The organism is Streptomyces sp. NPDC004788, assembly GCF_053601115.1.
In genome coordinates this window covers 21758-45028 of sequence record NZ_JBSGBF010000065.1, presented here as the reverse complement: position 1 = coordinate 45028, position 23271 = coordinate 21758, and the positions used below count along the sequence as shown (strand labels likewise).

Annotated in this window: 21 protein-coding genes; 12 read left to right on the top strand and 9 right to left on the bottom strand. The window is 72.6% G+C overall.

Annotation, left to right across the window (positions count from 1 at the left end; genetic code table 11):
• Nucleotides 1-129: 129 nt before the first annotated feature.
• On the bottom strand, nucleotides 130-621 hold the full coding sequence (locus ACWEJX_RS25460; RefSeq protein WP_451609722.1) for a GNAT family N-acetyltransferase: 492 nt from the start codon (nucleotides 619-621) through the stop codon (nucleotides 130-132).
• A gap of 68 nt (nucleotides 622-689) precedes the next feature.
• Here ACWEJX_RS25460 and ACWEJX_RS25455 point away from each other — a divergent pair, with 68 nt between their 5' ends.
• Nucleotides 690-1493 carry an exodeoxyribonuclease III gene (locus ACWEJX_RS25455; protein WP_451609721.1) on the top strand — a complete coding sequence of 268 codons (804 nt, stop codon included), beginning with the start codon at nucleotides 690-692 and terminating at the stop codon, nucleotides 1491-1493.
• A gap of 80 nt (nucleotides 1494-1573) precedes the next feature.
• Here the strand turns inward: ACWEJX_RS25455 and ACWEJX_RS25450 are convergent, their stop codons facing one another.
• Nucleotides 1574-2194 carry a MerR family transcriptional regulator gene (locus ACWEJX_RS25450; RefSeq protein WP_403800610.1) on the bottom strand — a complete coding sequence of 207 codons (621 nt, stop codon included), beginning with the start codon at nucleotides 2192-2194 and terminating at the stop codon, nucleotides 1574-1576.
• A gap of 271 nt (nucleotides 2195-2465) precedes the next feature.
• On the opposite strand from ACWEJX_RS25450, the gene ACWEJX_RS25445 reads away from it, so the two are divergent.
• The 5 genes from ACWEJX_RS25445 (at nucleotide 2466) to ACWEJX_RS25425 (ending at nucleotide 6896) form a co-directional block, all read left to right on the top strand.
• Entirely contained in the window at nucleotides 2466-3992 is a 1527-nt protein-coding gene (locus tag ACWEJX_RS25445; RefSeq protein ID WP_451609720.1) for a flavin-containing monooxygenase, read from the top strand.
• Nucleotides 3989-4897 (top strand): alpha/beta fold hydrolase, encoded by a 909-nt coding sequence (locus tag ACWEJX_RS25440; RefSeq protein WP_451609719.1) that lies wholly within the window; start codon nucleotides 3989-3991, stop codon nucleotides 4895-4897. Before ACWEJX_RS25445 ends, ACWEJX_RS25440 begins: the two co-directional genes overlap by 4 nt.
• Nucleotides 4894-5775 (top strand): SDR family oxidoreductase, encoded by an 882-nt coding sequence (locus tag ACWEJX_RS25435; protein ID WP_451609718.1) that lies wholly within the window; start codon nucleotides 4894-4896, stop codon nucleotides 5773-5775. Before ACWEJX_RS25440 ends, ACWEJX_RS25435 begins: the two co-directional genes overlap by 4 nt.
• 112 nt (nucleotides 5776-5887) lie before the next feature.
• Nucleotides 5888-6136 carry a hypothetical protein gene (locus ACWEJX_RS25430; protein ID WP_451609717.1) on the top strand — a complete coding sequence of 83 codons (249 nt, stop codon included), beginning with the start codon at nucleotides 5888-5890 and terminating at the stop codon, nucleotides 6134-6136.
• A 196-nt stretch (nucleotides 6137-6332) separates the two neighbouring features.
• On the top strand, nucleotides 6333-6896 hold the full coding sequence (locus ACWEJX_RS25425) for a GNAT family N-acetyltransferase (protein WP_451609716.1): 564 nt from the start codon (nucleotides 6333-6335) through the stop codon (nucleotides 6894-6896).
• Here the strand turns inward: ACWEJX_RS25425 and ACWEJX_RS25420 are convergent.
• Nucleotides 6839-10366, bottom strand: coding sequence for a S41 family peptidase (locus ACWEJX_RS25420; RefSeq protein ID WP_451609715.1), 3528 nt, complete (start codon nucleotides 10364-10366; stop codon nucleotides 6839-6841). The two genes, ACWEJX_RS25425 and ACWEJX_RS25420, sit on opposite strands and share 58 nt — an antisense overlap.
• Nucleotides 10367-10526: 160 nt before the next feature.
• On the opposite strand from ACWEJX_RS25420, the gene ACWEJX_RS25415 reads away from it, so the two are divergent.
• Together ACWEJX_RS25415 and ACWEJX_RS25410 are read left to right on the top strand one after the other, a co-directional pair.
• Nucleotides 10527-11099 carry a TetR/AcrR family transcriptional regulator gene (locus tag ACWEJX_RS25415; RefSeq protein ID WP_451609714.1) on the top strand — a complete coding sequence of 191 codons (573 nt, stop codon included), beginning with the start codon at nucleotides 10527-10529 and terminating at the stop codon, nucleotides 11097-11099.
• 132 nt (nucleotides 11100-11231) lie between these two features.
• Nucleotides 11232-13454, top strand: a complete 2223-nt coding sequence (locus tag ACWEJX_RS25410; RefSeq protein WP_451609713.1) for an MMPL family transporter — start codon at nucleotides 11232-11234, stop codon at nucleotides 13452-13454.
• A gap of 96 nt (nucleotides 13455-13550) precedes the next feature.
• Here ACWEJX_RS25410 and ACWEJX_RS25405 read toward each other — a convergent pair whose 3' ends face one another.
• Nucleotides 13551-13946 (bottom strand): SsgA family sporulation/cell division regulator, encoded by a 396-nt coding sequence (locus ACWEJX_RS25405; protein ID WP_451609712.1) that lies wholly within the window; start codon nucleotides 13944-13946, stop codon nucleotides 13551-13553.
• 150 nt (nucleotides 13947-14096) lie between these two features.
• On the opposite strand from ACWEJX_RS25405, the gene ACWEJX_RS25400 reads away from it, so the two are divergent.
• Genes ACWEJX_RS25400 through ACWEJX_RS25385 form a run of 4 tightly spaced genes read left to right on the top strand, consistent with a single transcriptional unit; the run spans nucleotide 14097 to nucleotide 17909 of the window.
• On the top strand, nucleotides 14097-15149 hold the full coding sequence (locus ACWEJX_RS25400) for an energy-coupling factor ABC transporter permease (RefSeq protein ID WP_451609711.1): 1053 nt from the start codon (nucleotides 14097-14099) through the stop codon (nucleotides 15147-15149).
• A 1-nt stretch (nucleotide 15150) separates the two neighbouring features.
• Entirely contained in the window at nucleotides 15151-15912 is a 762-nt protein-coding gene (cbiQ, locus tag ACWEJX_RS25395) for a cobalt ECF transporter T component CbiQ (RefSeq protein ID WP_451609710.1), read from the top strand.
• Nucleotides 15900-16655 (top strand): energy-coupling factor ABC transporter ATP-binding protein, encoded by a 756-nt coding sequence (locus ACWEJX_RS25390; protein WP_451609709.1) that lies wholly within the window; start codon nucleotides 15900-15902, stop codon nucleotides 16653-16655. The genes cbiQ and ACWEJX_RS25390 overlap by 13 nt, the downstream gene beginning before the upstream one ends.
• Before the next feature lie 39 nt (nucleotides 16656-16694).
• Entirely contained in the window at nucleotides 16695-17909 is a 1215-nt protein-coding gene (locus ACWEJX_RS25385; protein ID WP_451609708.1) for a serine hydrolase domain-containing protein, read from the top strand.
• Between the two features lie 16 nt (nucleotides 17910-17925).
• On the opposite strand, the gene ACWEJX_RS25380 is transcribed toward ACWEJX_RS25385, so the two are convergent.
• From ACWEJX_RS25380 to ACWEJX_RS25360, 5 genes are all read right to left on the bottom strand, one after another.
• The gene (locus tag ACWEJX_RS25380) at nucleotides 17926-18441 is read right to left on the bottom strand and encodes an RICIN domain-containing protein (RefSeq protein ID WP_451609707.1); all 516 of its coding nucleotides are present in this window, start codon (nucleotides 18439-18441) and stop codon (nucleotides 17926-17928) included.
• A gap of 129 nt (nucleotides 18442-18570) precedes the next feature.
• On the bottom strand, nucleotides 18571-19989 hold the full coding sequence (locus ACWEJX_RS25375) for an eCIS core domain-containing protein (RefSeq protein ID WP_451609706.1): 1419 nt from the start codon (nucleotides 19987-19989) through the stop codon (nucleotides 18571-18573).
• A gap of 226 nt (nucleotides 19990-20215) precedes the next feature.
• A complete protein-coding gene (locus ACWEJX_RS25370; RefSeq protein ID WP_451609705.1) occupies nucleotides 20216-21067 on the bottom strand; it encodes an EamA family transporter in 852 nt (283 codons plus the stop codon).
• Nucleotides 21064-21552 carry a YbaK/EbsC family protein gene (locus ACWEJX_RS25365; protein ID WP_451609704.1) on the bottom strand — a complete coding sequence of 163 codons (489 nt, stop codon included), beginning with the start codon at nucleotides 21550-21552 and terminating at the stop codon, nucleotides 21064-21066. Before ACWEJX_RS25365 ends, ACWEJX_RS25370 begins: the two co-directional genes overlap by 4 nt.
• Before the next feature lie 54 nt (nucleotides 21553-21606).
• Entirely contained in the window at nucleotides 21607-23253 is a 1647-nt protein-coding gene (locus tag ACWEJX_RS25360; RefSeq protein ID WP_451609703.1) for a penicillin-binding transpeptidase domain-containing protein, read from the bottom strand.
• Nucleotides 23254-23271 lie beyond the last annotated feature (18 nt).

The following is a 23271-nucleotide window of genomic DNA, read 5'->3' as shown; positions in this document are numbered from 1 at the left end:
CTTCCGATCTGTCCGATCTTGCGATCGGACGGGACCTTCGTCGTTTGCCGTAGCGGGACCCCCGCCCACCGCGTTTCCGGGTCGGCGGGTTTCCGGCTCAGCGGGATTCCGTGGCGGCGGGTTTCCGGCTCAGAGCGCCTTCGCGAAGCAGCGGCTGTTCGGGTAGTCGCGGTAGTAGCCGAACTTCGCGCAGGGCTCGTAGCCGCTCGACGTGTAGAGGGCGATGGCCTCCGGCTGGGCCGTGCCCGTCTCCAGGACCATCCGGGTGCGGCCTGCGGCGCGGGCGTCGGCTTCCAGGAGGGCGAGGATGCGGCGGGCCAGGCCGAGGCCGCGGGCCTCGGGGACCACGTACATGCGCTTCAGTTCGGCGTCGCCGTCCGCGTAGCCCTCGTCGTTGGCGTGCTGGGTGCGCCAGCCGCCGGTGGCGACCGGGCGGCCCTGGGTGTCGTACGCGAGCAGGTAGAGACCCTGCGGCGGGGTGAACATCGCCGGGGCGAGCGGGGTGAGGTCGCCCTCGCCCTCGCCGTCGTCGTCCGCGTAGCGCTCGGCGTACTCCAGCTGGACGGCGTCGTTGAGCTTGACCGCGTCGGGGTGGTCGAAGGGCGTCGGGCGTATGTTCATGCGTTCCACTGTACGTCTATGCGGGACTGGCGACGGTTCGCCGGCCGTGGTGTCGGTATTCTCCCGGGATGCTCACCATCACCAGCGTGAATGTCAATGGTCTCCGAGCCGCCGCCAAGAAGGGCTTCGTCGAGTGGCTGGCCGCGACCTCCGCCGATGTGGTCTGCCTCCAGGAGGTGCGGGCCGAGGAGGCGCAGCTGCCGGCCGAGGTGCGGGCGCCCGAGGGCTGGTTCACCGCCCACGCGCCCGCCGCCGCCAAGGGCCGCGCCGGGGTCTCGCTCTACATGCGGCGCGAGCCGGACGCCGTGCGCGTCGGCTTCGGCTCGGCCGAGTTCGACGGCAGCGGCCGCTACATCGAGGCCGACCTGCCCGGCGTCACCGTCGCCAGCCTCTACCTGCCCTCCGGCGAGGTGGGCACCGAGCGGCAGGACGAGAAGATCCGCTTCATGGACGAGTTCCTGCCCTATCTGAAGGGCCTCAAGGAGCGCGCCGCCGCCGACGGCCGCGAGGTCGTCGTCTGCGGCGACTGGAACATCGCCCATCGCGAGGCCGACCTCAAGAACTGGAAGGCCAACCAGAAGAACGCCGGCTTCCTGCCCGAGGAGCGGGCGTGGCTGGGTCGCGTCCTCGACGAGACCGACGCCGGCTACGTGGACGTCGTCCGCGTCCTCCACCCCGAGCAGGACGGCCCGTACTCCTGGTGGTCCTACCGCGGCCGGGCCTTCGACAACGACAGCGGCTGGCGCATCGACTACCAGGTCGCCACGCCCGGACTCGCCGCGAAGGCGGTCAAGGCGTACGTCGAGAGGGCCGCGACGCACGCCGAGCGGTGGAGCGATCACGCGCCCGTGACCGCGGTGTACGGCATGTGACACCGTTTCCCCCGTTCGTGGAGTCCCACGGTTCGGATCCGGACGGGGTGGGGGAAGGTCGTGAGGTCGGTCCAGGAGGGCTACGAGGGCTCGCGCAGCCGCCGGTCGAGGGCCAGCGACAGCTCCGCCTCCACCACGCTCTTGGCCAGCGGGCGCAGCCGCTGCGCGTCGCCGGCGGCGGTGTACTTGCCGAGGATCTCGGTGAACAGCTCCGCCAGCGCCTCCGCGTGCTCGCGCACCCGGCCGCCCGCCTCCAGGACGGCGGCCAGCGGCACGCCCTCGCGGACCAGTGCGGCGGAGACGTCGAGGAGCCGGCGGCTGATGTGGACGATGTCCTCGCCGTCGGTGGCGAGGTAACCGAGGTCGAGAGCGGCGGTGAAGTTCTCCGGGGTGACCTCGCCGGCGAAGTGGTCGGCGAGCTCCTCGGGGGTGAGGCGGACGGGTTCCTCCTCGGTCGGCGGACCGAGTTCGAGGACCTCGCGGACGTTGCGGCCGGACTCGAAGGCTGCGGTGAGGTCGGCGATGCCGTTGAGGGTGTGGCCGCGTTCGAGCAGTCCGGCGATGGTGCGCAGGCGGGCCAGGTGGCGGTCGTCGTACCAGGCGATCCGGCCCTCGCGGCGGGGCGGCGGGATCAGCCCGCGCTCGCGGTAGAAGCGGAGGGTGCGTACGGTGATGCCGGCCGCGGCGGCCAGGTCGGCCATGCGGTACTCGCGCGGGGCCCGCGCGTCACTGCCGGAGGCGCCGGAGACGCCGGGGACGTCGGTGCTGTCGGTGTCGCCGGGCCGTACAGCGTCGTGCCCCGAGCCCCGTACCGCTGCTTCTCCTGATCGTTTCGCCACGCCCGCCAGCCTATGTTGTACCGCCGGTAACTTTCCCTCGCCGTACCCCTACCGCTCGGTATGCCGCTGCTCTACAGTCCCGACTGTGCCAGTGATTGCTGGCGGAATCTTGGCCGGGCGCACGGGAGGCGGCATGGCGAAGCACGAGCACGTACGGGTGGCGGTGATCGGATCGGGATTCGGCGGCCTCGGCGCCGCCGTCCGGCTGCGCCGTGAGGGGATCACCGACTTCGTCGTCCTGGAGCGGGCCGACTCCGTGGGCGGCACCTGGCGCGACAACAGCTACCCCGGCTGCGCCTGTGACGTCCCCTCCCACCTCTACTCCTTCTCCTTCGCGCCCAACCCCGACTGGCCGCGCACCTTCTCCGGGCAGCGCCACATCCGCGCGTACCTGGAGCATGTCACCGACACCTTCGGGATCCGGCCGCACCTGCGCCTGAACCACGAGGTCATGAGGATGACCTGGGACGAGGACGAACTGCGCTGGGACATCGAGACCAGCCGCGGCGACTTCTCCGCCGACGTCGTCGTCTCCGCCACCGGCCCGCTCTCGGACCCGAAGATCCCCGACATCCCGGGGCTCGCCGACTTCACCGGCAAGGTCTTCCACTCCGCCCAGTGGGACCACGACTACGACCTCACCGGCAATCGGGTGGCCATGGTCGGCACCGGCGCCTCCGCCATCCAGATCGTCCCGTCCATCCAGCCGAAGGTCGGGAAGCTCACCCTCTTCCAGCGCACGCCCCCGTGGGTCATGCCCCGCGTGGACCGCGCCATCAGCGGCCCCGAGCGCTGGCTGCACCGGCAGCTGCCGTTCACCGCGACCGCCCGCCGCGGCATCCTCTGGGGCATCCGCGAGCTCCAGGTCAGCGCCTTCACCAAGCGGCCCAACGAGCTGGGCCTGGTCGAGCGGCTCGCCAAGGCCAACATCGCCCGGTCCATCAAGGACCCGGCGCTGCGGGCCAGGCTGACCCCCTCGTACCGCCTCGGCTGCAAGCGGATCCTGCTCTCCAACGCGTACTACCCGGCCCTCGCCCAGCCCAACGTCGACGTCGTCGCCTCCGGCCTCAAGGAGGTCCGCGGGAACGTCGTGGTCGGCGCCGACGGGACCGAGACCGAGGTCGACGCGATCATCTTCGGCACCGGCTTCCACGTCACCGACATGCCGATCGCCCCGCGCGTCATCGGCGCCGAGGGCCGCTCGCTCGCCGACCGGTGGAAGAACGGCATGGAGGCGCTGCGCGGCGCCACCGCCGCCGGCTTCCCCAACTGGATGACGATCATCGGCCCCAACACCGGCCTCGGGAACTCCTCGATGATCCTCATGATCGAGTCCCAGCTGAACTACATGGCCGACTACCTCCGCCAGCTCGACGTCCTGGGAGGCCGGGCCGCCCTCGCCGTCCGCCCCTCCGCCGTCAACGCCTGGAACCGCAGGGTGCAGAAGCGGATGGAGGCGACGGTGTGGAAGGCGGGCGGCTGCGACAGCTGGTACCTCGACGCCAACGGCCGCAACACCACGCTGTGGCCGGGCACGACGTACGAGTTCCGGCGCGAGACGCGGACCGTCGACCTGTCCGAGTACGAGGTGCTGCGCGCGCCCGCGAAGCCGTCGACGGGCCGTCGTGCCGCCGCCCGCAAGAAGGAGGCCGTCCAGTGAAAACGCTGACGGCGACCTCCGCCGACGGGTCCCGCGTCCACGTCGAGGTGCACGGCCGGGCCGGTGCCCCCGCCGTCGTCCTCGCCCACGGCTGGACCTGCTCGACCCGTTTCTGGGACGCGCAGATACGGGACCTGGCGGCCGACCACCGGGTCATCGCCTACGACCAGCGCGGCCACGGCGGCTCCCCGGCCGCCGACACCCTCGGGCACTCCGGCGGCAGGGGCTACTCCACCGAGGCGCTCGCCGACGACCTGGAGGCCGTCCTCGCGGCCACCCTCGGCCCCGGCGAGCGGGCCGTCCTGGCCGGCCACTCGATGGGCGGCATGACGCTGATGGCCGCCGCCCGGCGCCCGCTCTTCCGGCAGCACGCCGCCGCCGCGCTGCTCTGCTCGACCGGGCCGGCCCTGCTGACCGAGGAGGCGCTCGTCGTGCCGCTCGGGCCCGGCCGGCTGCGCACCCGGCTCACCCGCTCCGTACTCGGCTCGAAGGCGCCGCTCGGGCCGGTCACGGCGGTGTCGAAGAAGGTGCTGAAGTACGCGACGATGGGACCGGTTTCGGCGCCCGAGCGGGTCGACGCCTGTGCCCGGATCGTGCACGCCTGCCCGCGCGGAGCCCGGCACGGCTGGTCGCAGGTCCTGGCCGGGCTCGATCTGGCGGCGGAGGTGCGGGAGCTGCGGCTGCCCGTGGCCGTCGTCGTCGGCACCGCCGACCGGCTCACGCCGCCCGTGCACTCCCGCCGCATGGTCGCCGACCTGCCGCACTGCACGGGCCTGACCGAACTGGCCGGCATGGGCCACATGACGCCGGTGGAGGCCCCCGAGGCCGTCACCGCGCAGATCCGCGAACTGACGCTCACCTATCTGGGTGTGACGGAGCAGACCGTGAAGGAGGCACAGGCATGAGCAAAGTGAGCCTGGAAGGACAGGTGGCGGTCGTCACCGGAGGAGCCCGCGGCGTCGGCGAACTCCTCGCCCGCAAGCTCTCCGCGCGCGGCGCGAAGATCGCGCTGGTCGGCCTGGAGCCCGAGCTCCTGAAGGAGGTCGCCGGGCGGCTGCACACCGAGGCCGACTGGTGGCACGCCGACGTCACCGACCACGTGGCGATGGCGCGGGTGGCCGAGGAGGTGAAGGAGCGGTTCGGCAAGGTCGACATCGTCGTCGCCAACGCCGGTGTCGCGGCGGGCGGTCCGTTCGTCGACTCCGACCCGGCCGCCTGGCGGCGGGTCATCGAGGTGAACCTGATCGGCGGCGCCGTGACGGCCCGGGCCTTCCTGCCCGTCCTCATGGAGTCCCGCGGCTACTTCCTGCAGATCGCCTCGCTGGCCGCGATGACGCCGGCGCCGATGATGACGGCGTACTGCGCCTCCAAGTCCGGCGTCGAGGCCTTCGCGCACAGCCTGCGCGCCGAGGTCGCCTACAAGGGCGTCAGGGTCGGCGTCGGCTACCTCTCCTGGACCGACACCGACATGGTGCGCGGCGCCGACCAGGACGACGTCATGCGCGAGCTGCGCTCCCGGCTGCCCTGGCCGTCCAACCGCACCTACCCGCTCGGCCCCGCCGTCGACCGGATCGTCGCGGGCATCGAGCGCCGATCGGCCCACGTGTACGCGCAGTGGTGGCTGCGCGGGATGCAGTCCACCCGCGGCTATCTGCCGGGCGTCATCGCCGCCGTCGGACAGCGCGAGATGAAGCGCTTCGAGCCGCGGCTCGCCTCGGTGTCGAAGGGGCTCGTGGGCGCGGGCGGGGCGGCCGACGAACAGGCGCGCACGCGGTCCTCGTAACTGTCCGTGTTTGATCGAAATGCACGCGTTGTCCTGCCGTGTCAGTCTGGTCGAGGCCCAAGGGGCGGATTCCCGCCCCGTTCCCCTCTCACCCCTCTAGGAGTGAATCTTCATGGGCATCAAGGACGAGATGCAGGACAAGGCGCGACAGGCCAAGGGCAAGGCGCAGCAGACGCGCCAGTCGCAGCCGGCACGGCAGCCGCAGCAGCCGCAGCAGCCGCACGAGGCGCGACCGGGCATGGGCGGCGCGAAGGACCGGGCGTCCGAGCGTGCCTCGCAGGCCAAGAGCCGTGCGCAGCAGCAGACCAGGGGCCGTATGGACGAGGCCGAGGAGCGCCTCGGCACGGACTACGACGCCTGACGCCGTCCTGTGAGGAAGGCGCACCCGGGACGCCGGGTGCGCCTTCGCGTGTTGTGGGACGACTGCGCGTAAGTGGACGACTCGCGTGGTGTGGACGACTCGGGTGTTGTGGACGACTTCGCGGGCAGCCGCCCGCGGTCCCCTGCCTGTGGATAACTTCCTGCACGGAATCGCGAAGTTACGTACCGTGATCCTCATGTCCGAGACTGAGGCAACCGACGTAACGACGTTCGTACTTGAGCGACTGCGACCCGACCACGCGCCCGCCCTGCTCGCCTTCGAGCGGGAGAACCGGGCCTTCTTCGCCGCGTCCGTGCCGGACCGCGGCGACGCGTACTTCGACGAGTTCGAGCAGCTGCTCCGGGACCGGCTGGCGGAGCAGGCGACCGGCACGATCCTCTTCCATGTGCTGGTGGCGGGCGACGGGGAGATAGTGGGGCGCTTCAACCTGGTCGACGTGGCCGACGGAAGCGCCGAACTCGGCTACCGGGTCGCCGAGAAGGTGACCGGGCGGGGCGTGGCGACCGGGGCGATACGGGAGCTGTGCGCACGGGCCCGCGAGGAGTACGGGCTGCGCCGGCTCACCGCCGCCACGACCCTCGACAACGCGGCCTCCCGGGCGGTGCTCACCCGGGTCGGCTTCGGCGCGGTCGGCGGGGTCGTGCTCGGCGGCGGGGACGGCGACGGGAAGCCGGGCACGGCCTACGAGCTGGACCTGGGCGGGAGCTTGGGCCGCGAGCGGTCCGGCACGGCCTCGTAGCCGGGCGGGCTCGCGGGCGGGTTCTCGTCCAGCAGGGCGACGGCGATGTGCACGGCGTCGTCCAGCTGGGCGTGCCGGCCCTCGGCCCAGTCGAGCGGGGTGCGCAGGATGGCGAGGTCCGGTGCCACGCCGTGGTTCTCGACGGACCAGCCGTACTCGGGGAACCAGGCCGCGTTCATCGGGACGGTGATCTGGGTGCCGTCGCCGAGCCGGTGCCGGCCCGTCATGCCGACGACGCCGCCCCAGGTGCGCTGGCCGACCACCGGGCCGAGCCGCAGCAGTTTGAAGGCGGCGGTGATCATGTCGCCGTCGGAGGAGGTGGCCTCGTCGGCGAGGGCGACGATCGGGCCGCGCGGGGCGTTGGAGGTGTACGAGACGGGCTGGGCGTTGCGGGTGAGGTCCCAGCCCAGGATCTTGCGGGTGAGTTTCTCTATCACCAGCTCGCTGATGTGGCCGCCGGCGTTGCCGCGGACGTCCACGATGAGGGCCGGCCGGGAGACCTCCATCCGCAGGTCGCGGTTGAACTGGGCCCAGCCGGAGCCGCCCATGTCGGGGATGTGGAGGTAGCCGCAGCGCCCGCCGCTGACCTCGCGGACCACCGCGCGCCGCTTGGCCACCCAGTCCTGGTAGCGCAGCGGGCGTTCGTCGACGAGCGGGACGACGGCGACCCGGCGGGGGCGGCCCTCGCCCTCGGCGGAGGTGAAGGTGAGTTCGACGGTGGTGCCGCCGGTGCCGGAGAGGAGGGGATAGGGGCCGGCCACGGGGTCGACCGGGCGGCCGTCGACATGGGTGAGGACCGCGCCCTCGCGGATTCCCATGCCCGCGAGCGGCGAGCGGGCCTTGGAGTCGGAGGAGTCGCCGGGCAGGATCCGCTTGACGACCCAACCGCCCTCGCGGTGCACCAGGTTGGCGCCGAGCAGGCCCTGCGGGCGCTGGTAGTGCGGCGGTCCCTCGTTGCGCCGGGCCGGGCTGACGTACGCGTGGGAGGTGCCCAGCTCGCCGAGGACCTCGCGCAGCAGGTCGGCGAACTCGTCGGGGGAGGCGACCCGTTCGACGAGCGGCCGGTACTGGTCGAGCACCGCCGGCCAGTCGACGCCGCCCATGTCCGGCTCCCAGAAGTAGGCGCGGACGATCCGGCCGGCCTCGTCGAAGGCCTGCCGCCACTCGGCCGCCGGTTCCACCTCGTGCACGATCCGCCGCAGGTCGAGGTAGACGGTGGAGTCGCCGTCGCCGGGTTCGTTGGCGGGGACGGCCCGCAGGTCGCCCTCGTCGTTCACGACGAGCCGGCTGCCGTCGCCGCTGACCGCGAACGAGTCGAGGTGGCCGACGAGTTCGGTCTTGCGGGCCCTGGCGATGCTGTAGTGCTCCAGGGTGGGGCGGGGGGAGGGGTCCGACGGGTTGGCGAAGGTCTCGCCGAGGGCGCCGGAGATCGGCCAGCGCAGCCACACCAGGCCGCCGCCGGCGACCGGCTCGAGCGCGGAGTACTTGGAGGCGGTCACGGGGAAGGGCGTGACCCGGTCGGGCAGGCCCTCGATCTCGACCGTGACGGTGCCGTCGCCGGCGCCCGCCTCCTCGTCGGCCGGGTCCATGCCGCCGGCGGCGGGCCGTCCGTCGGGAAGCAGCGCGAAGGGAGAGGGGGTGGCCGAGGAGAGCGGTACGAGATAGGGGCGGCAGCCCAGCGGGAAGGACAGGTCGCCGGTGTGCACGTCGTACACCGGGTCGAAGCCCCGCCAGGAGAGGAACGCGAGATAGCGGCCGTCGCGGGTGAAGACCGGGTTCTCGTCCTCGAAGCGCCCGTTGGTGACGTCCACGATCACCCGGGCGCCCGGCCCGGCGATGCGGGCCATCTTGATGGAGCGCAGCGAGCGGCCGATGCCCGGGTGGGACCAGGTGAGCCAGCAGCCGTCGGGGGAGAAGGCGAGGTCGCGGACGGGCCCGTTGACCGAGCGGATCAGCTCCGTCACCACGGTTCCCTCCTCCGTCACCGCGTCGCCTTCGGGGCCCTCGGCCGCGGGGCCCTCGGCCGCGGAGCCCTCGGCCTCGGAGCCCTCGGCCGCGGGGGTGCCGGGCTCCGAGGTGCCGGTTCCCGAGGTCTCGCCGGGCTCCGTGGTGCCGGTTGCGGAGGTCTCGCCGGGCTCCGCGGCGGGTTCCTCCTCGGCCTCCACCGCGGCCTCCACGCCGGCCTCCTCCTCGGTGGTGTCGATGAGGAGCAGCCGTCCGTCGCTGGAGGCGATGGCGAGCCGTTCGCCGTCGGGGTCGGAGACCATCTCCTCGACGCGGCCGAGTTCGCCGGAGGCGAGGCGGCGCGGTGGGCGGTCGCCGCTGGCCCGGGGCAGGTAGGCGATCTCGATGGCGTCCTCGCCCTCGGCATCGGTGACGTAGGCGACCTGGCCGCCGCTGCCCAGCATCTCGGGCAGTCTGACCCGGACGCCGGGGGTGTCGGCGATGGTGCGGGCGGGTCCGTCGCGGTGGGTGAGCCAGTAGAGGCTGCCGCGGACGATGACGGCGGAGGCGCGGCCGGTCTCGTCGACGGACAGGGCGTCGACGTGGTGGGCGGCCGGCACCTGGTAGGGGCGGCGGCCGGTGCGCGGGCCGCCGAGCCGGACGTCGATGCGGCGGGGCCGGGAGCCGGCGGTCAGTTCGTCGACGATCCACAGTTCGCCGGCGCACTGGTAGACCACCCGGCGCCCGTCGCTGGAGGCGTTGCGGGCGTAGAAGTCGTCGTGGTCGGTGTGGCGGCGCAGATCGGTGCCGTCGGGGAGACAGGAGTAGAGGTTGCCGATGCCCTCGTGGTCGGAGAGGAACGCGATCCGCATCGCGCCCGCGTCGCCGCCCTCCGCGGCCGGCGCGGCGACGAACATGGGCGCGGAGAGATGGCCGCCGATGGCGGGCAGCAGCTGTTCGCCGTGCAGCCACAGCCGGCCCATGGCGCCGCCCCGGTAGCGCTTCCAGGAGGCCGGCTCGTGCGGCGGGGTGCCGGTGAGGAGCAGGGTGCGGCGCTGCCCGTCCAGATCGGCGACGGCGATGTCGGAGACCGGGCCCCAGGGCATCCGGCGGCCGGGGGAGCCGTCGGTGGAGACGGTGTACGCCCAGGAGAAGTACGAGAAGGGCTGGCCGTGCGAGGAGACGGCGAGGATCTCCGCGTTGCCGTCCTCGTCCGGCGGTGACCAGCCGCAGACCCGGGTGTCGGTGGAGCCCCAGTAGGTCAGCCGCCGGGAGGGGCCGCCGTCGACCGGTGCGAGATGGATCTCCGGGTCGAGGCTGCGCCAGCTCGTATAGGCGATGTGGCGCCCGTCCGGCGAGAAGCGCGGGTGGCCGACCCGGGTCCGGTCGGCGGTGATCCGCCACGCGCGGCCGGGCAGATGGCCCCCGGGCACGAGGGGGGAGACCCAGAGGTCGTCCTCGGCCGCGAAGCACAGCAGGTTGCCGTGGAGGTGCGGGAAGCGGAGATACGCGAGGTCGTCCGTCACCTCCTCATGCTTTCCGCGGAAAGGGGTCGCGGCAACTCGTACGTGTGTCCAGGACGTGTGGGCGAGGACACGTACGAAACGGTTTCGTTTCGCATGGCGGGTGGGTATCGTCGTGGTGTACGAAACCGTTTCGTTCGTTCACGTCGACCGGAGGTCGGACATGGCACGCAGCAGGCTCACCCCCGAGCGGGAGGCCGAGCTGTACGAAGCCGTGCTCGAGCTGCTGCGCGAGGTCGGCTACGACGCCCTCACCATGGACGCCATCGCCGCCCGCACCCGGTCCAGCAAGGCCACCCTCTACCGCCAGTGGGGGAGCAAGCCGGAACTCGTCGCCAGGGCCCTGCGCCACAACAAGCCGGTCTCGCTCGCCGAGATCGACACGGGCAGCCTGCGCGGCGACTTCCGGGCGATGCTGGAGCGGACCGACGACTGCCAGATGGAGCGGGACTCCGCGCTGATGCGGGGCCTGGCCCATGCCGTCCACAACAACCCCGAACTGCTCCAGGCACTGCGCGAGCTGCTCATCGAACCCGAGATGACCGGCCTCGACGACGTCCTGAACCGAGCCGTCCGGAGGGGCGAGATCGACGCCGCGAACCCGGCGCTCAAGCTCGTCCCCCACATGCTGATCGGGGCGTTCATCGCCCGCCCGCTGATCGAGGACCAGCCGGTGGACCACGCCTTCCTCAGCGCCTACATCGACGCCGTCGTGCTCCCCTCACTCGGCGCCTGACCCCCACTCAGCCCTCTCCGCACCACCCGAACCACCCCCGCACCATCACCCGCACCACCTGACGTCGCACCGCTCACGCCGTCGGGCCGGCTCCCCATGCCCTGTCCCACTCGAAATTGGGAGTACGCCCCCGTGGCCACGTTCCTCTACAAGCTCGGCCGCTCCGCCTTCCGGCGCCGGCGGCTCGTCGCCCTGATCTGGGTGGCGCTCCTCGCCCTCGCCGGCGTCGGCGCCGCCACCGCGTCCACCGCGACCTCCAGTTCCTTCTCGATCCCCGGCACCGAGGCCCAGCGCGCCTTCGACCTGCTCGAACAGCGCTTCCCCGGTTCCAACGCCGACGGCGCCACCGCCCGCGTGGTCTTCCAGGCCCCGGCCGGCCAGACCATGAAGGACCCGGCGAACAAGGCCAAGGTCGAGAAGACCGTCGCCGCGCTCAAGTCCGGCTCGGACCAGATCGCGCGGGTCACCGACCCGTACACGGCGCAGGCGATCTCCCGCGACGGCCGGGTCGCCTATGTCTCGGTCGCGTACAAGGTCAACGCCATGGAGCTGACCGACGCGACGCGTGACGCGCTCAAGGACACCGGTGCCAAGGCGCAGGGCCAGGGGCTGACCGTCGAGATCGGCGGCGACGCGCTCCAGAGCATTCCGGAGACCGGCGCGGGCGAGATCGTCGGCGTGGTCATCGCCGGCATCGTGCTCGTCATCACCTTCGGCTCGCTGGTCGCGGCCGGACTGCCGCTGCTCACCGCGATCATCGGCGTCGGCATCGGCGTCTCCACGATCACCGCGCTCGCCAACGTCCTCGACCTCGGCTCCACCACCTCCACCCTCGCGATGATGATCGGCCTCGCGGTCGGCATCGACTACGCCCTCTTCATCGTCTCCCGCTACCGCGCGGAGCTCGCCGAGGGCCGGGAGAAGGAGGAGGCCGCCGGGCGCGCGGCCGGTACCGCCGGCTCCGCCGTGGTGTTCGCCGGTCTGACCGTGGTCATCGCCCTCGTGGGCCTGGCCGTCGTCAACATCCCGATGCTCACGAAGATGGGCTTCGCCGCGGCCGGCACGGTCGTGATCGCCGTACTGATCGCGCTCACCCTCATCCCGGCGCTGCTCGGCTTCGCCGGCGACAGGATCGTCGGCCGCAAGGCGCGCAAGCAGCGCGAGCAGCGTGAGCAGCGCGAGGCCGACACGACGAACCCGCGCACGGGCCTCCCGAAGGACGACAAGCCGAACGCCGGCACCCGCTGGGCCCGCTTCGTCATCCGCCGCCCGCTGATGGTGCTGCTCGTCGGCGTCCTCGGCCTCGGCGCCATCGCCGTGCCGGCCACCTCCCTGGAGATGGGCCTGCCGGACGACGGCGTGAAGCCCACCTCCACGAGCGAGCGCCGCGCCTACGACCTGCTCTCCGAGGGCTTCGGCCCCGGTTTCAACGGCCCGCTGCTCGTGGTCGTCGACGGCCCGAAGGCCGCCGCCGACCAGGCCGTGTCGGCCATCAAGGGCCTGGACGGCGTCGCGGCCGTCACCCCGCCGACCCCGAACAAGGCCGGCGACACCGCGATGATCACGGTCATCCCCAAGGACCGCCCGTCCTCCGCGGCCACCGAGGAGCTGGTCCACGACATCCGCGGCGCGACCGGCGACGACGTCCTGGTCACCGGCCAGACCGCGATGAACATCGACTTCTCGCAGAAGATGAACGACGCCCTGCTGCCCTACCTGGCGCTCGTCGTCGGCCTCGCCTTCCTGCTCCTGATGGTGGTCTTCCGCTCGGTCCTGGTGCCCCTGAAGGCGGCCCTCGGCTTCCTGCTCTCCGTGGTCGCCGCCCTCGGCGCCGTCGTCGCGGTCTTCCAGTGGGGCTGGCTGGGCAGCCTGTTCGGGGTCGAGCAGACCGGCCCGATCATGTCGATGATGCCGATCTTCATGGTGGGCGTCGTCTTCGGCCTGGCGATGGACTACGAGGTCTTCCTGGTCACGCGGATGCGCGAGGCGTACGTGCACGGCGCCCGCCCCGGGCAGGCGATCGTGACCGGCTTCCAACACGGCGCCCGGGTGGTCACGGCCGCCGCGGTGATCATGATCGCGGTCTTCTCCGGCTTCATCGGCTCCAGCGAGCAGATGGTGAAGATGATCGGCTTCGGCCTCGCCGTCGCCGTCCTCTTCGACGCCTTCGTGGTCCGCATGGCGATCGTCCCGGCCGTGCTCGCGCTGCTGGGCCACAAGGCGTGGTGGCTGCCGAAGTGGCTCGCCCGCGTGCTGCCCAACGTCGACGTGGAGGGCGAGGGCCTGGCGGCCGCCGGTGCGGCCGGGCCGGCCGGCCCCGCGGGCCCGGCCGAGAAGGAGCTCGTGAAGGCCTGAGCACCGAGATCTCCGGGGCCGCCGCATGAGCGGGCGGCGCGCCCCGGACCGCGTCGGAACCTGTGGGGACGGGGAGCCGACGCGACGCGTACGCCGTCAGCGTGCCGACAACGGCGCGCGGGCGGCGTACGTGTGCCGGAGGAAGCGCAGCAGCGCGGTCGTGTCGAACTGCACCACCGCGACCCCGTCCTCCGTGTGGAACTCGACCACCGTCTGCACCCGCCCGCACGGCCACACCCCGACGTCCCCGCGCCGCGCCGGGGCGCGCAGGCCCTTCTCCAGGAGGGCGCGCGGGAAGGACCACTCGACGTTCCCGGGGAAGACGAAACGCACGGTCGGGGGCTCGTGGGCGGGGTCGTAGCGCAGGGCGACCGGGACGGGGCGCGAGAGCGGGGCGTCGCTGATGATCCGGCCTCTGGCGTGGTCCACGACTTCGAGGACGTCGGTCGCGGCTTCGCTTGCGGCTTCTCGGTCATCGGCGGCGCGGGCCATCGGACGGCTCCTCACACTCGTACGCGCATATGCGCGTCGTTAGTCCCTAATGTCCCACTTTTCGGGGGCGTGCGCCCGAGGGGCACACCTCACTCCTGACCTCAGGGCGCTCTTGCAAACCATTCGCAGGAGCGCTCTATCATTCGGGACGTGCATGTACCCGACGGATTCATCAACGCCCCCGTATCGGCCGCCGCCGGTGTCGTCGCCGCCGGCGCCGTCGCCGTCAGCCTGCGCGGGGCCCGCAAGGAGCTCGGGGGCACCTCCCGTGCCGGAGGCCACGGGGGAGAGAAAGCGGCCCCGCTGGCCGGTCTCGTCGCCGCCTTCATCTTCGCCGTCCAGATGCTCAACTTCCCCGTCGCCGCCGGCACCAGCGGACACCTCCTCGGCGGCGCGCTCGCGGCGATCCTCGTCGGGCCCTGCACCGGCGTCCTGTGCGTCGCCGTCGTGCTGCTCATGCAGGGCGTGCTCTTCGCGGACGGCGGCCTCACCGCGCTCGGCGTGAACATCATCGACATGGCCGTCGTCACCGTCGTCGTCGCGTACGGGCTCTTCCGCGGCCTGGTCCTCGTGCTGCCCCGCACCCGCCGCTCGGTGACCGTCGCCTCCTTCCTCGCCGCGCTCGTCTCCGTGCCGGCCGCGGCCCTCGCCTTCACCGCGGTCTACGCGATCGGCGGCACCACCGACGTGCCCCTCGGCAAGGTCCTCACCGCGATGGTCGGCGTGCACGTCCTCATCGGCATCGGCGAGGCCGTCATCACCATGCTCACCGTCGGCGCGGTCATCGCCGTCCGCCCCGACCTCGTGTACGGCGCGCGCGGGCTGACCACCCCGCTGAAGCTGCGCGTCAACGGCGAGCTCGTCGACGCCACGCCCGCCGCCGGCCCCGTCCGGTCGCCGAAGAAGGTGTGGATCGGCGGTGTCGTCACCGCCCTCGTCCTCGCCGGCTTCGTCTCCTTCTACGCCTCCGCCAGCCCCGACGGCCTGGAGAAGGTCGCCGCCGACCAGGGCATCGCCGCCCAGGCCAAGCCGCACGCCGCCGCCGACTCCCCGCTCGCCGACTACGGCGTCAAGGACGTCTCGGACGCGCGCCTGTCCGGCGGCCTGGCCGGGGTGATCGGCGTCGGCGCGACCCTCGCCGTCGGCACCGGCGCCTTCTGGGCCGTCCGCCGCCGCCGTACGAACCGATCCGTGGGGGCCTGACATGGGCGCGGGCCACGCCCACAGGCTCTACCGGCAGGGGCACTCGCCGGTCCACGCCCTGCCCCCGCACACCAAGCTCGCCGCCGTCCTCGGCTTCGTCGTCGTGGTCGTCGCCACGCCCCGCGAGGCGGTCTGGGCCTTCGCGCTGTACGCCGTGCTGCTCGGCGCCGTCGCCGCGCGGGCCCGGGTCCCGGCCGGCTTCCTGCTGAAGCGGCTGCTCGTCGAGATCCCGTTCGTCGCCTTCGCCGTGCTCATGCCCTTCGTGGTGCCCGGCGCGCAGACGGAGGTCCTCGGCGTCCCGCTGAGCGTCCCCGGCCTGTGGGGCGCCTGGAACGTCCTCGCCAAGGGCACCCTCGGCGTCGCCGCCTCCGTCCTGCTCGCCGCCACCACCGAGCTGCGCGCCCTGCTCCTCGGCCTCCAGCGGCTCAGGCTGCCCCCGCTGCTGGTGCAGATCGCCTCCTTCATGATCCGCTACGGGGACGTGATCACCGACGAGATGCGCCGGATGTCCGTCGCGCGCCGCTCGCGCGGCTTCGAGGCGAAGGGGCTGCGGCACTGGGGCGTCCTCGCGAAGTCCGCCGGCGCGCTCTTCATCCGCTCCTACGAGCGCGGGGAGCGGGTCCACCTCGCCATGGTCAGCCGCGGTTACACGGGTTCGATCCCGGTCATCGACGAGGTCACCGCCACCGCCGCCCAGTGGCGCCAGGCCGCCGCGCTCCCGCTCACCGCCCTCCTGATCTGCCTCCTCGGATGGACGACATGACCGTTCCCCCTTCTCTGGACGTGCGCGGCCTCGCGTACGCGTACCCGGACGGCCACCAGGCCCTTTTCGGCGTGGACCTGACCGTCGGGCGCGGTGAGCGGGTCGCCCTGCTCGGCCCCAACGGCGCCGGCAAGACCACCCTGGTCCTGCACCTCAACGGCATCCTGACCGGCGGCGCGGGCGGGGTGACGGTCGCCGGGCTGCCGGTCGCGAAGAAGAACCTGGCCGAGATCCGGCGCCGGGTCGGCATCGTCTTCCAGGACCCCGACGACCAGTTGTTCATGCCGACCGTCCGCGAGGACGTGGCCTTCGGCCCGGCGGCGGCCGGCGTGCGCGGCGCGGAACTCGACGCGGTCGTGCGGCGGGCCCTCGCCCGGGTCGGCATGGAGGAGTTCGCGGACCGGCCGCCGCACCACCTGTCCTTCGGGCAGCGGCGCCGGGTCGCCGTCGCGACCGTCCTCGCCATGGAGCCCGAGATCCTCGTCCTCGACGAGCCGTCCTCCAACCTGGACCCGGCCTCGCGCCGCGAGCTCGCCGACATCCTGCGCTCCCTGGACGTCACCGTCCTCATGGTCACGCACGACCTGCCGTACGCCCTGGAGCTCTGCCCGCGGTCCGTCATCCTCAGCGAGGGCGTCATCGCGGCCGACGGACGGACCGCGGACATCCTGTCGGACGAGGAACTGATGGCGCGGCACCGCCTGGAGCTGCCGTACGGCTTCGTGCCGAGCTCGGTGGCCTGACGGACCCCGGAATCCCTTCGCGGAGGACCGCGTTGCACCATGGGGTCGTTCGTACGAGAGGAAGCGTGGGGTCAGGTGGACGTCCGGGGCACGGTGGCGGCGGGTTTCGAGACGGTCAGGGACGCGTTCCTGCGCAACTTCGAGCAGCGGGGGGAGCAGGGCGCGGCGGTCGCGGTCTACCGCGACGGCGTGAAGGTCGTCGACCTGTGGGCGGGCACGCGGGACGCCCCCAGCGCGGAAGGGGCCGGCGAGGCGCCGTGGGCGGTGGACACCGCGCAGGTCGTCCGCTCGGCCACGAAGGGTGTCGCCGCGGCGGTGCCGCTCCTGCTCCACCAGCGCGGCCAGCTCGACCTGGACGCGCCGGTCGGCACGTACTGGCCGGAGTTCAAGGCGGCCGGCAAGGACCGGGTGACCGTACGGCAGCTGCTCGCGCACCGCGCGGGAGTGCCGGTGCTCGACCGCCCGCTCACCCTCGCCGAGGCCGTCGACCTGGACACCGCCATGCACGCGATAGCCGCGCAGGCCCCCGTCTGGGAGCCCGGCACCGCGCACGGCTACCACGCCCACACCTTCAGCTGGCTGCTCTCCGGCCTGGTCCAGCGGGTCACCGGCCGCACGATAGGCCGCTGGGTGGCCGAGGAGATCGCCCGCCCGCTGGGCCTCGACCTGTGGATCGGGCTGCCCGGGGAGGAGGCCCACCGGGTCGGCCGCCTCGGCCCGGTGGAGGAGATCGAGCCGGCCGACAGCCCGATGCTGAGGCTGCGCCCCAAGCCCTCGGTCGCCGCCGCCTACCAGGACCCCGAGTCGCTGACCCGGCGCGCCTTCGGCGTGATCGATCCGCGTCCCGACGAGAACGACCCGGTGTACCGGGCCGCAGAGCTCCCCGGCTCGGCCGGTGTCGCCACCGCCCGCGCCCTCGCCCGCTTCTACGCCGCGACGCTCGGCCCGGTCGACGGCGGCCCGCGCCTCTTCGCGCCGGCGACGCTCACCCTGGCCCGCACCGAGGAGTCGGCCGGCCCCGACCGCGTCCTCGTCGTGGGCACCCGCTTCGGCCTCGGGCACATGCTCCACGGCCCGGCCTCGCCGCTCCTCGGCCCCGGCTCCTTCGGCCACCCCGGCCGCGGCGGTTCGCTCGGCTTCGCCGATCCGGACTCCGGCATCGGCTTCGGCTACGTCACCAACGGCATGCGCAAGACGGTCACCGCCGACCCGCGCGCCCAGGCGCTGATCCGGGCGGTGCGCGCGGCGCTGTGACGCCTCGGCCCCGCCGTCAGCGGATGTACCACTCCTGGTCGAGGTAGGCCTCGCAGTCGAACTGGAACGGGATACGCCCGTTGTCGGTGCCCTGCATCGCCAGGCACTTCCCGCTGTTGAAGTTCTTCAGCTTGAAGCGGTCCGGGTCTTCCGTGGGGACCTTCTGCCAGTACTGGTCGGCGTAGTTCCAGCAGTCGAACTGGAACGGGTCCGTCCCGTTGTCGAACCCCTGCACCGCGAGGCACTTCCCGTTGTTCGCGTTCTTCAGCCGGAACACCCCGGGAGTCGGCGCGTCCGTCTCGTCGAAGATCCAGTACTGGTCCGCGTAGTCCATGCAGTCGAAACTGAACGGCTTCGCCCCGTCGTCGTAGCCCCGCGCGGCCAGGCACTTGCCGCCGTACGCGTTCTTGAGGTGGAACGCCGGCTCCGGCTCCACGTAGTGGGCGGACGCGGATCCGGCCCCGGCGACGAGCGTGCCCGCGGCGAGCGCGGCGGCGGCCAGGACGGTGCCGATGGTGCGCGACCTGATCATGTGATCTCCCTCGTAGGTGTGCGCGATCGATCGTGTCGCTCAGGACGATAGAGGCCGAGGTGTGCACTTCTGGTCGATTTGTCGATAGGTAGGGGGCGTTCCGGTCGGCGCGGAGTCGGCTGCGCGAGGTCAGCCGCGCGTGCTCGGCAGATCGTTCGCCGCGTACTCCCCGGTCACGTCCCGCACGCTCTGCACGAACATCTGGAAGAGGAGATGCCCCGGGGTCTGCTTCCAGCCGTCGCCGACCTGCGTGGACTTTCCGGGGTTCACGCTGAAGTAGCCGTGCCGCTCGGCTTTGATCCCGATGTAACCGCCGAAGGTGCCCTCGTTCTTGTTGGCCGCCACGCGGTTGGCGCTCGGTATCGCCTTGTTGATGAAGGCCGTCGCGTCTCCCTCGGGGGCCAGCGCGGTGTACTCCGGGTCGAAGAGGAGCCTGTGGGCTCCGGGCTTGAGCGTGAACTCGAGCATCCGGGAGCCGTCCTCCATGTAGTTGTCGGCCTGTTTCTGGTCGCCGAGGTGGGTGCCGACCGGGATGACCTGCCCGCCCGCTTCGCGCCACCCGGCGGCGGTCCCCCTGGGGTTCTGCCTGATCCAGTTCTCGCTGCGGACCCGCGGGCTCTCGACGCCGTCCGCCGCCTGCGCCCAGGCCAGGACCGCGTCCGCCTCGCCGCTGCTCATCCCCCGGTACAGCCGCAGGACTCCGGATGTCGCTGGCATGCTGTCCAACTGGACGAGGAGCCTGTTGGCGACGCCGCCCACGACGTCGCCGAGGGTGCGCTGGTTTCCCTTCTTCAGGCCCTTCAGGTCCTTCTTGGCGTTGACCAGCTGCTTCTTTCCGCCGGCCTGCTCCTCCCAGTACGACTGCTTGAGCATGTCGCCCGGGTTCTCGGGATACGTGATGCGCTGGACGGCCGGTGCGCCCGACGGCCGGTACGACGTGTCCGCGCGCCGCTGCACCGGCCGCCCCGCCATGACCTCGCGCGCCGTCGCCTCCGCCTCCCGCTCGAAACGGTCGGACGGGTCCGACACCTTCAGCCCGGCACCGTTGTCGGCCCCCGCGACGGGGCCCTGGCGCTGCTGGACGACATGGGTCAACTCATGGGCCAGCGTGTGCCGGTCGGCGCCGCCGTCACCGATGACGACATGGCTGCCGGAGGTGTAGGCGCGGGCGCCGACCTCGGCGGCGGAGGTCCTCGCGGCGGTGTCGTCATGGATCCGTACGTCGGAGAAGTCCGCGCCCAGCCGCTGCTCCATGTCGGCGCGCGTCACGTCGTCCAGCGGACGTCCCGGCGTGCGCAGCACGTCGTGCACGGCCGAGCGCTGCACCTCCGGCACCTCGGGCCCCTGCTCCTGCCGGTGCCCGCACCCCGCGCCGTGCCGGTGCTCCTCCTGCGCCCACGGATGCCCGGCCTCGCGCAGCATCTGCACGACAGCCGCGTTGCCCGCGCTGCCCTGCAAGCCCGGCCGCGCGGCCGCCGTCCTGCCGGCCGGGCTCGTTCCCGCCGGCTTCCGCTCGTCGCCGGTCCTGCCACTGCTCGGGGTTCGCACGGGTGCCTCGTCCTCCTCGTCGGCGTCCTGGACCTCCTGGATACAGGGACGCGGCCGGCCGCTTCGAGGTACGGACGGGCAGAAGCAGGGGAGCGATCGGGCAGCCGCCGGCCCCCCCGCCGGCCCGCCGCCGTCCCCCCCGCCGACCCCCCACCGTCCCCCCACCGGCCCGCCGCCGTCCCCCCGCCGGCCGACTCGTGATCCCGACCGGCAAGGCGCATGAGGCTCAACTCGTGTACAGCATCAGCCCGATGCCCACGACCATCAGACCCGCCGCCGCCACCCTCGGGCCCCCGAAGCGCTCCTTGAAGAGGACCGTGCCGATGGCCGCGCCGACGATGATCGAGGATTCGCGGAGGGCGGCGACCGGCGCGAGGGCGGCCTTGGTCTGGGCCCAGAGGACGAGGGCGTAGGCGGAGACGGAGAGGGCCGCGCCGAGGAGGCCGCTGAGGGCGTGGGGGCGGAGTTGGGGGAGGAGGGCGCGGCGACGGGTGGCGAGGGCGTAGGCCGGGACGGCGAGGCCCTCCAGGACCATCAGCCAGGCGATGTAGCCGAGTGGGGTGCCGGAGGCGCGGACGCCGACGCCGTCGACGACGGTGTAGGCGGCGATGGCGAGGCCCGTGGCGCCCGCCGCGAGGAGGGCGGGCCAGTCGGGGCGGGCGCCCTTGCCGCGGATGCCCCAGAGGGCGAGGCCGGTGAGGCCCGCGCAGGCGACGGCGACGCCCGCGAGCTGGGCGGGGTCGGGGATCTCGTGGACGAGGACGGCGGCCAGGACGGTCACGGCCAGCGGGGCCGTGCCGCGGGCGATCGGGTACATCTGGCCGAAGTCGCCGAGCGTGAACGACCGCATCAGCAGGGCCATGTAGCCGACGTGCAGCAGGGCCGAGGTCACCAGCCAGGGCCAGGCCCCGGCCGCCGGCATCGGCGTGAAACAGGCGGCGGCGGCGCCGAGGAGGGCGCCGCCGCCGGAGATCAGGGTGAAGGAGACCAGCTGGTCCTTGATGTGGTGGGCGATCGCGTTCCACGAGGCGTGCGTGACGGCCGCGATCAGCACCGCCACGGCCACCAGCGGCGTCACGCCGTGCGCTCGCGGACGTCGACGAGCCGGCCGCCCGCCCGCGTGATCAGCGACTTCGGATCGAGCGCGAACACGCTGTGCGGGGTGCCGGCCGCCGCCCACACCACCTCGTGGTCGAGCAGCCCGCGGTCGGCCAGGACCCGGGTGCGGGTGCGGTGCCCGAAGGGCGGGACGCCGCCGATCGCGTACCCGGTCGTCTCCCGGACCACCTTCGCGTCGGGGCGCGTCACCGCCGCCGCGCCCAGCTCCGCCCGTACCCGCTCCACGTCCACCCGCGACGAGCCGTCCATCAGGACCAGCACCGGCACCCCGTCCGCCGCGAAGACCAGCGACTTCACGATCTCCGACACCGCGCAGCCGATGGCATCGGCGGCCTGCTGCGCGGTGCGGGTCTCGTCCGGGAAGCGGCGCACCTCCACGTCGAGGCCCAACTCCCGGAGAGCGGCGGCGAACTGCGGATGGGCATCTGCGTGTGACGTCGTCATGGGCCCGCAGGCTAGCGGTACGTGTATGACGCACGCGACCGGGTTACGGTGCCGCTAGCCCGCGTTCAGGACCTGCGCCACGACCGGGCCCGCCGCCGTACCGCCGTGCCCGCCCTCCGACACGAAGGCCGCCGCCGCGAGGTCGTCCGCGAAGCCCGTGAACCAGGAGTCCGACACGGCCTGGTTGTCGACCTCCGCCGAGCCCGTCTTCGCGCCCTTGTCGCCGGCGGAGACGGAGGACATCACCCTGGTCGCGGTGCCGTACGGCGCGGTCGCCGCGAGCCGCATCACGTCCCGCAGTTGCCGCGCCACCGACAACGGCAGCCGCCGCTCGGCCTGCGCGAACTCGCGGTCGTCCACGCTCTTGGCGACGAGGTACGGCTGGCGGAACGTGCCGTCCTTCGCGGTCGCGGTGATCGACGCGATGTTCAGCGGGTTCATCTGGACCGTGCCCTGGCCGATGTACTGGGCCGCGGCCTCGCCGCCGGTCTCCTCCGGGATCGAGCCGTCGACCGAAAGGATGCCGGTCTTCCAGTCGAGCCCGATGCCGAAGACCTCCTTCGCCTCCTTGCCCAGGGCGGCGTCGTCGTGGACGTCGTCGATCTTCTTGATGAAGGCGGTGTTGCAGGACTTGGCGAAGCTCTTCCCGAACGGCGCGCCGTCCAGCGAGAAGTAGTCGAGGTTGTGGAAGGTCCGGCCGTTGTACATCGCCTCCCGCGGACACTCCGTCACCTCGTCCGCCTTCACCAGGCCCTTCTCAAGGAGCAGCGCCGCCGTGACGATCTTCAGCGTCGAACCCGGCATCTTCTTGCCCTCGAACGCCGCGTTGAACCCGTTCGCCGGGCTGTTCGCCACCGCCCGCACCGCGCCCGTCGACGGCTTGATCGCGACCACCGACGCCGTGCCGTACCGCTTCACCGCCTTCTCGGCCGCCGCCTGCACATCCGCGTCGATCGTCGTCTCCAGCCTGCCCGCCTCGCCCTTCGCGAGGGTCAGCAGCGTGGTGTCGGGCACGCTCTCCTGGCCCGAGTCGACGTACACCTCGATGCCCGGCTTGCCGCCGGACGTGGAGCCGTACCGCTCGCGCAGCTGGTCCAGGACCGGGCCGAGCGACGGGTACTTCTCCGCCGTCAGTTCCCGCCCCTTGTAGTCGACGGCCTTGATCTCGCCCGTCTTCGCGCCGCCCGTGCGGAGCGTCGCCGTCGCCGTCGTCAGCTTCGGGTGCAGCACGCCGGGCTTCCAGTCGACCAGCGGCCGGCCCGTCGTCTGCCCGCGCACCACGGTGAGCCGCGAGGAGTACGTCCAGGGCTTGGACACCCCTTCGTACGTGACGGTCGCCTTCACCGTGAACGGCACCGTCGCCCCGCTCGCCGGCCCCGGCGTGATCGACGCGGCGGAGACCTTCGCGTCCTCGCGGAAGCCGAGCAGGGCCGGGCCCGCGGCGACCGGATTGTTCGTCAGCTGCGCCGCCGTCTCCGACTCGCCCGTCGCCCAGGCCGCGAGGAAGTCCTTCGCGGTGGACGTGACCTCCTCGGGCGTGACCGGCCCGGACCGCTTCCCGTCGGTCCCGGACGCCGAGCGTGTGTCCGGACCCGAGCCGCCCGTAATCCCGTTCCAGAGGTTGTAACCCCCGTACCCCACCCCGCTCGCGACGACGACGAACACCCCGCCGACGATCGCGACCTTGGCACCACTGCGCATGACTGCGCCTCCTCCCCC

Coding starts and splice junctions, on each gene's coding strand:
- ACWEJX_RS25460 (WP_451609722.1), bottom strand. CDS start 621: ATGAACATACGCCCGACGCCCTTCGACCACCCCGACGCGGTCAAGCTC.
- ACWEJX_RS25455 (WP_451609721.1), top strand. CDS start 690: ATGCTCACCATCACCAGCGTGAATGTCAATGGTCTCCGAGCCGCCGCC.
- ACWEJX_RS25450 (WP_403800610.1), bottom strand. CDS start 2,194: ATGGCCGACCTGGCCGCCGCGGCCGGCATCACCGTACGCACCCTCCGC.
- ACWEJX_RS25445 (WP_451609720.1), top strand. CDS start 2,466: ATGGCGAAGCACGAGCACGTACGGGTGGCGGTGATCGGATCGGGATTC.
- ACWEJX_RS25435 (WP_451609718.1), top strand. CDS start 4,894: ATGAGCAAAGTGAGCCTGGAAGGACAGGTGGCGGTCGTCACCGGAGGA.
- ACWEJX_RS25430 (WP_451609717.1), top strand. CDS start 5,888: ATGGGCATCAAGGACGAGATGCAGGACAAGGCGCGACAGGCCAAGGGC.
- ACWEJX_RS25425 (WP_451609716.1), top strand. CDS start 6,333: ATGTCCGAGACTGAGGCAACCGACGTAACGACGTTCGTACTTGAGCGA.
- ACWEJX_RS25415 (WP_451609714.1), top strand. CDS start 10,527: ATGGCACGCAGCAGGCTCACCCCCGAGCGGGAGGCCGAGCTGTACGAA.
- ACWEJX_RS25405 (WP_451609712.1), bottom strand. CDS start 13,946: ATGGCCCGCGCCGCCGATGACCGAGAAGCCGCAAGCGAAGCCGCGACC.
- cbiQ (WP_451609710.1), top strand. CDS start 15,151: ATGGGCGCGGGCCACGCCCACAGGCTCTACCGGCAGGGGCACTCGCCG.
- ACWEJX_RS25390 (WP_451609709.1), top strand. CDS start 15,900: ATGGACGACATGACCGTTCCCCCTTCTCTGGACGTGCGCGGCCTCGCG.
- ACWEJX_RS25385 (WP_451609708.1), top strand. CDS start 16,695: ATGGGGTCGTTCGTACGAGAGGAAGCGTGGGGTCAGGTGGACGTCCGG.
- ACWEJX_RS25380 (WP_451609707.1), bottom strand. CDS start 18,441: ATGATCAGGTCGCGCACCATCGGCACCGTCCTGGCCGCCGCCGCGCTC.
- ACWEJX_RS25365 (WP_451609704.1), bottom strand. CDS start 21,552: ATGACGACGTCACACGCAGATGCCCATCCGCAGTTCGCCGCCGCTCTC.
- ACWEJX_RS25360 (WP_451609703.1), bottom strand. CDS start 23,253: ATGCGCAGTGGTGCCAAGGTCGCGATCGTCGGCGGGGTGTTCGTCGTC.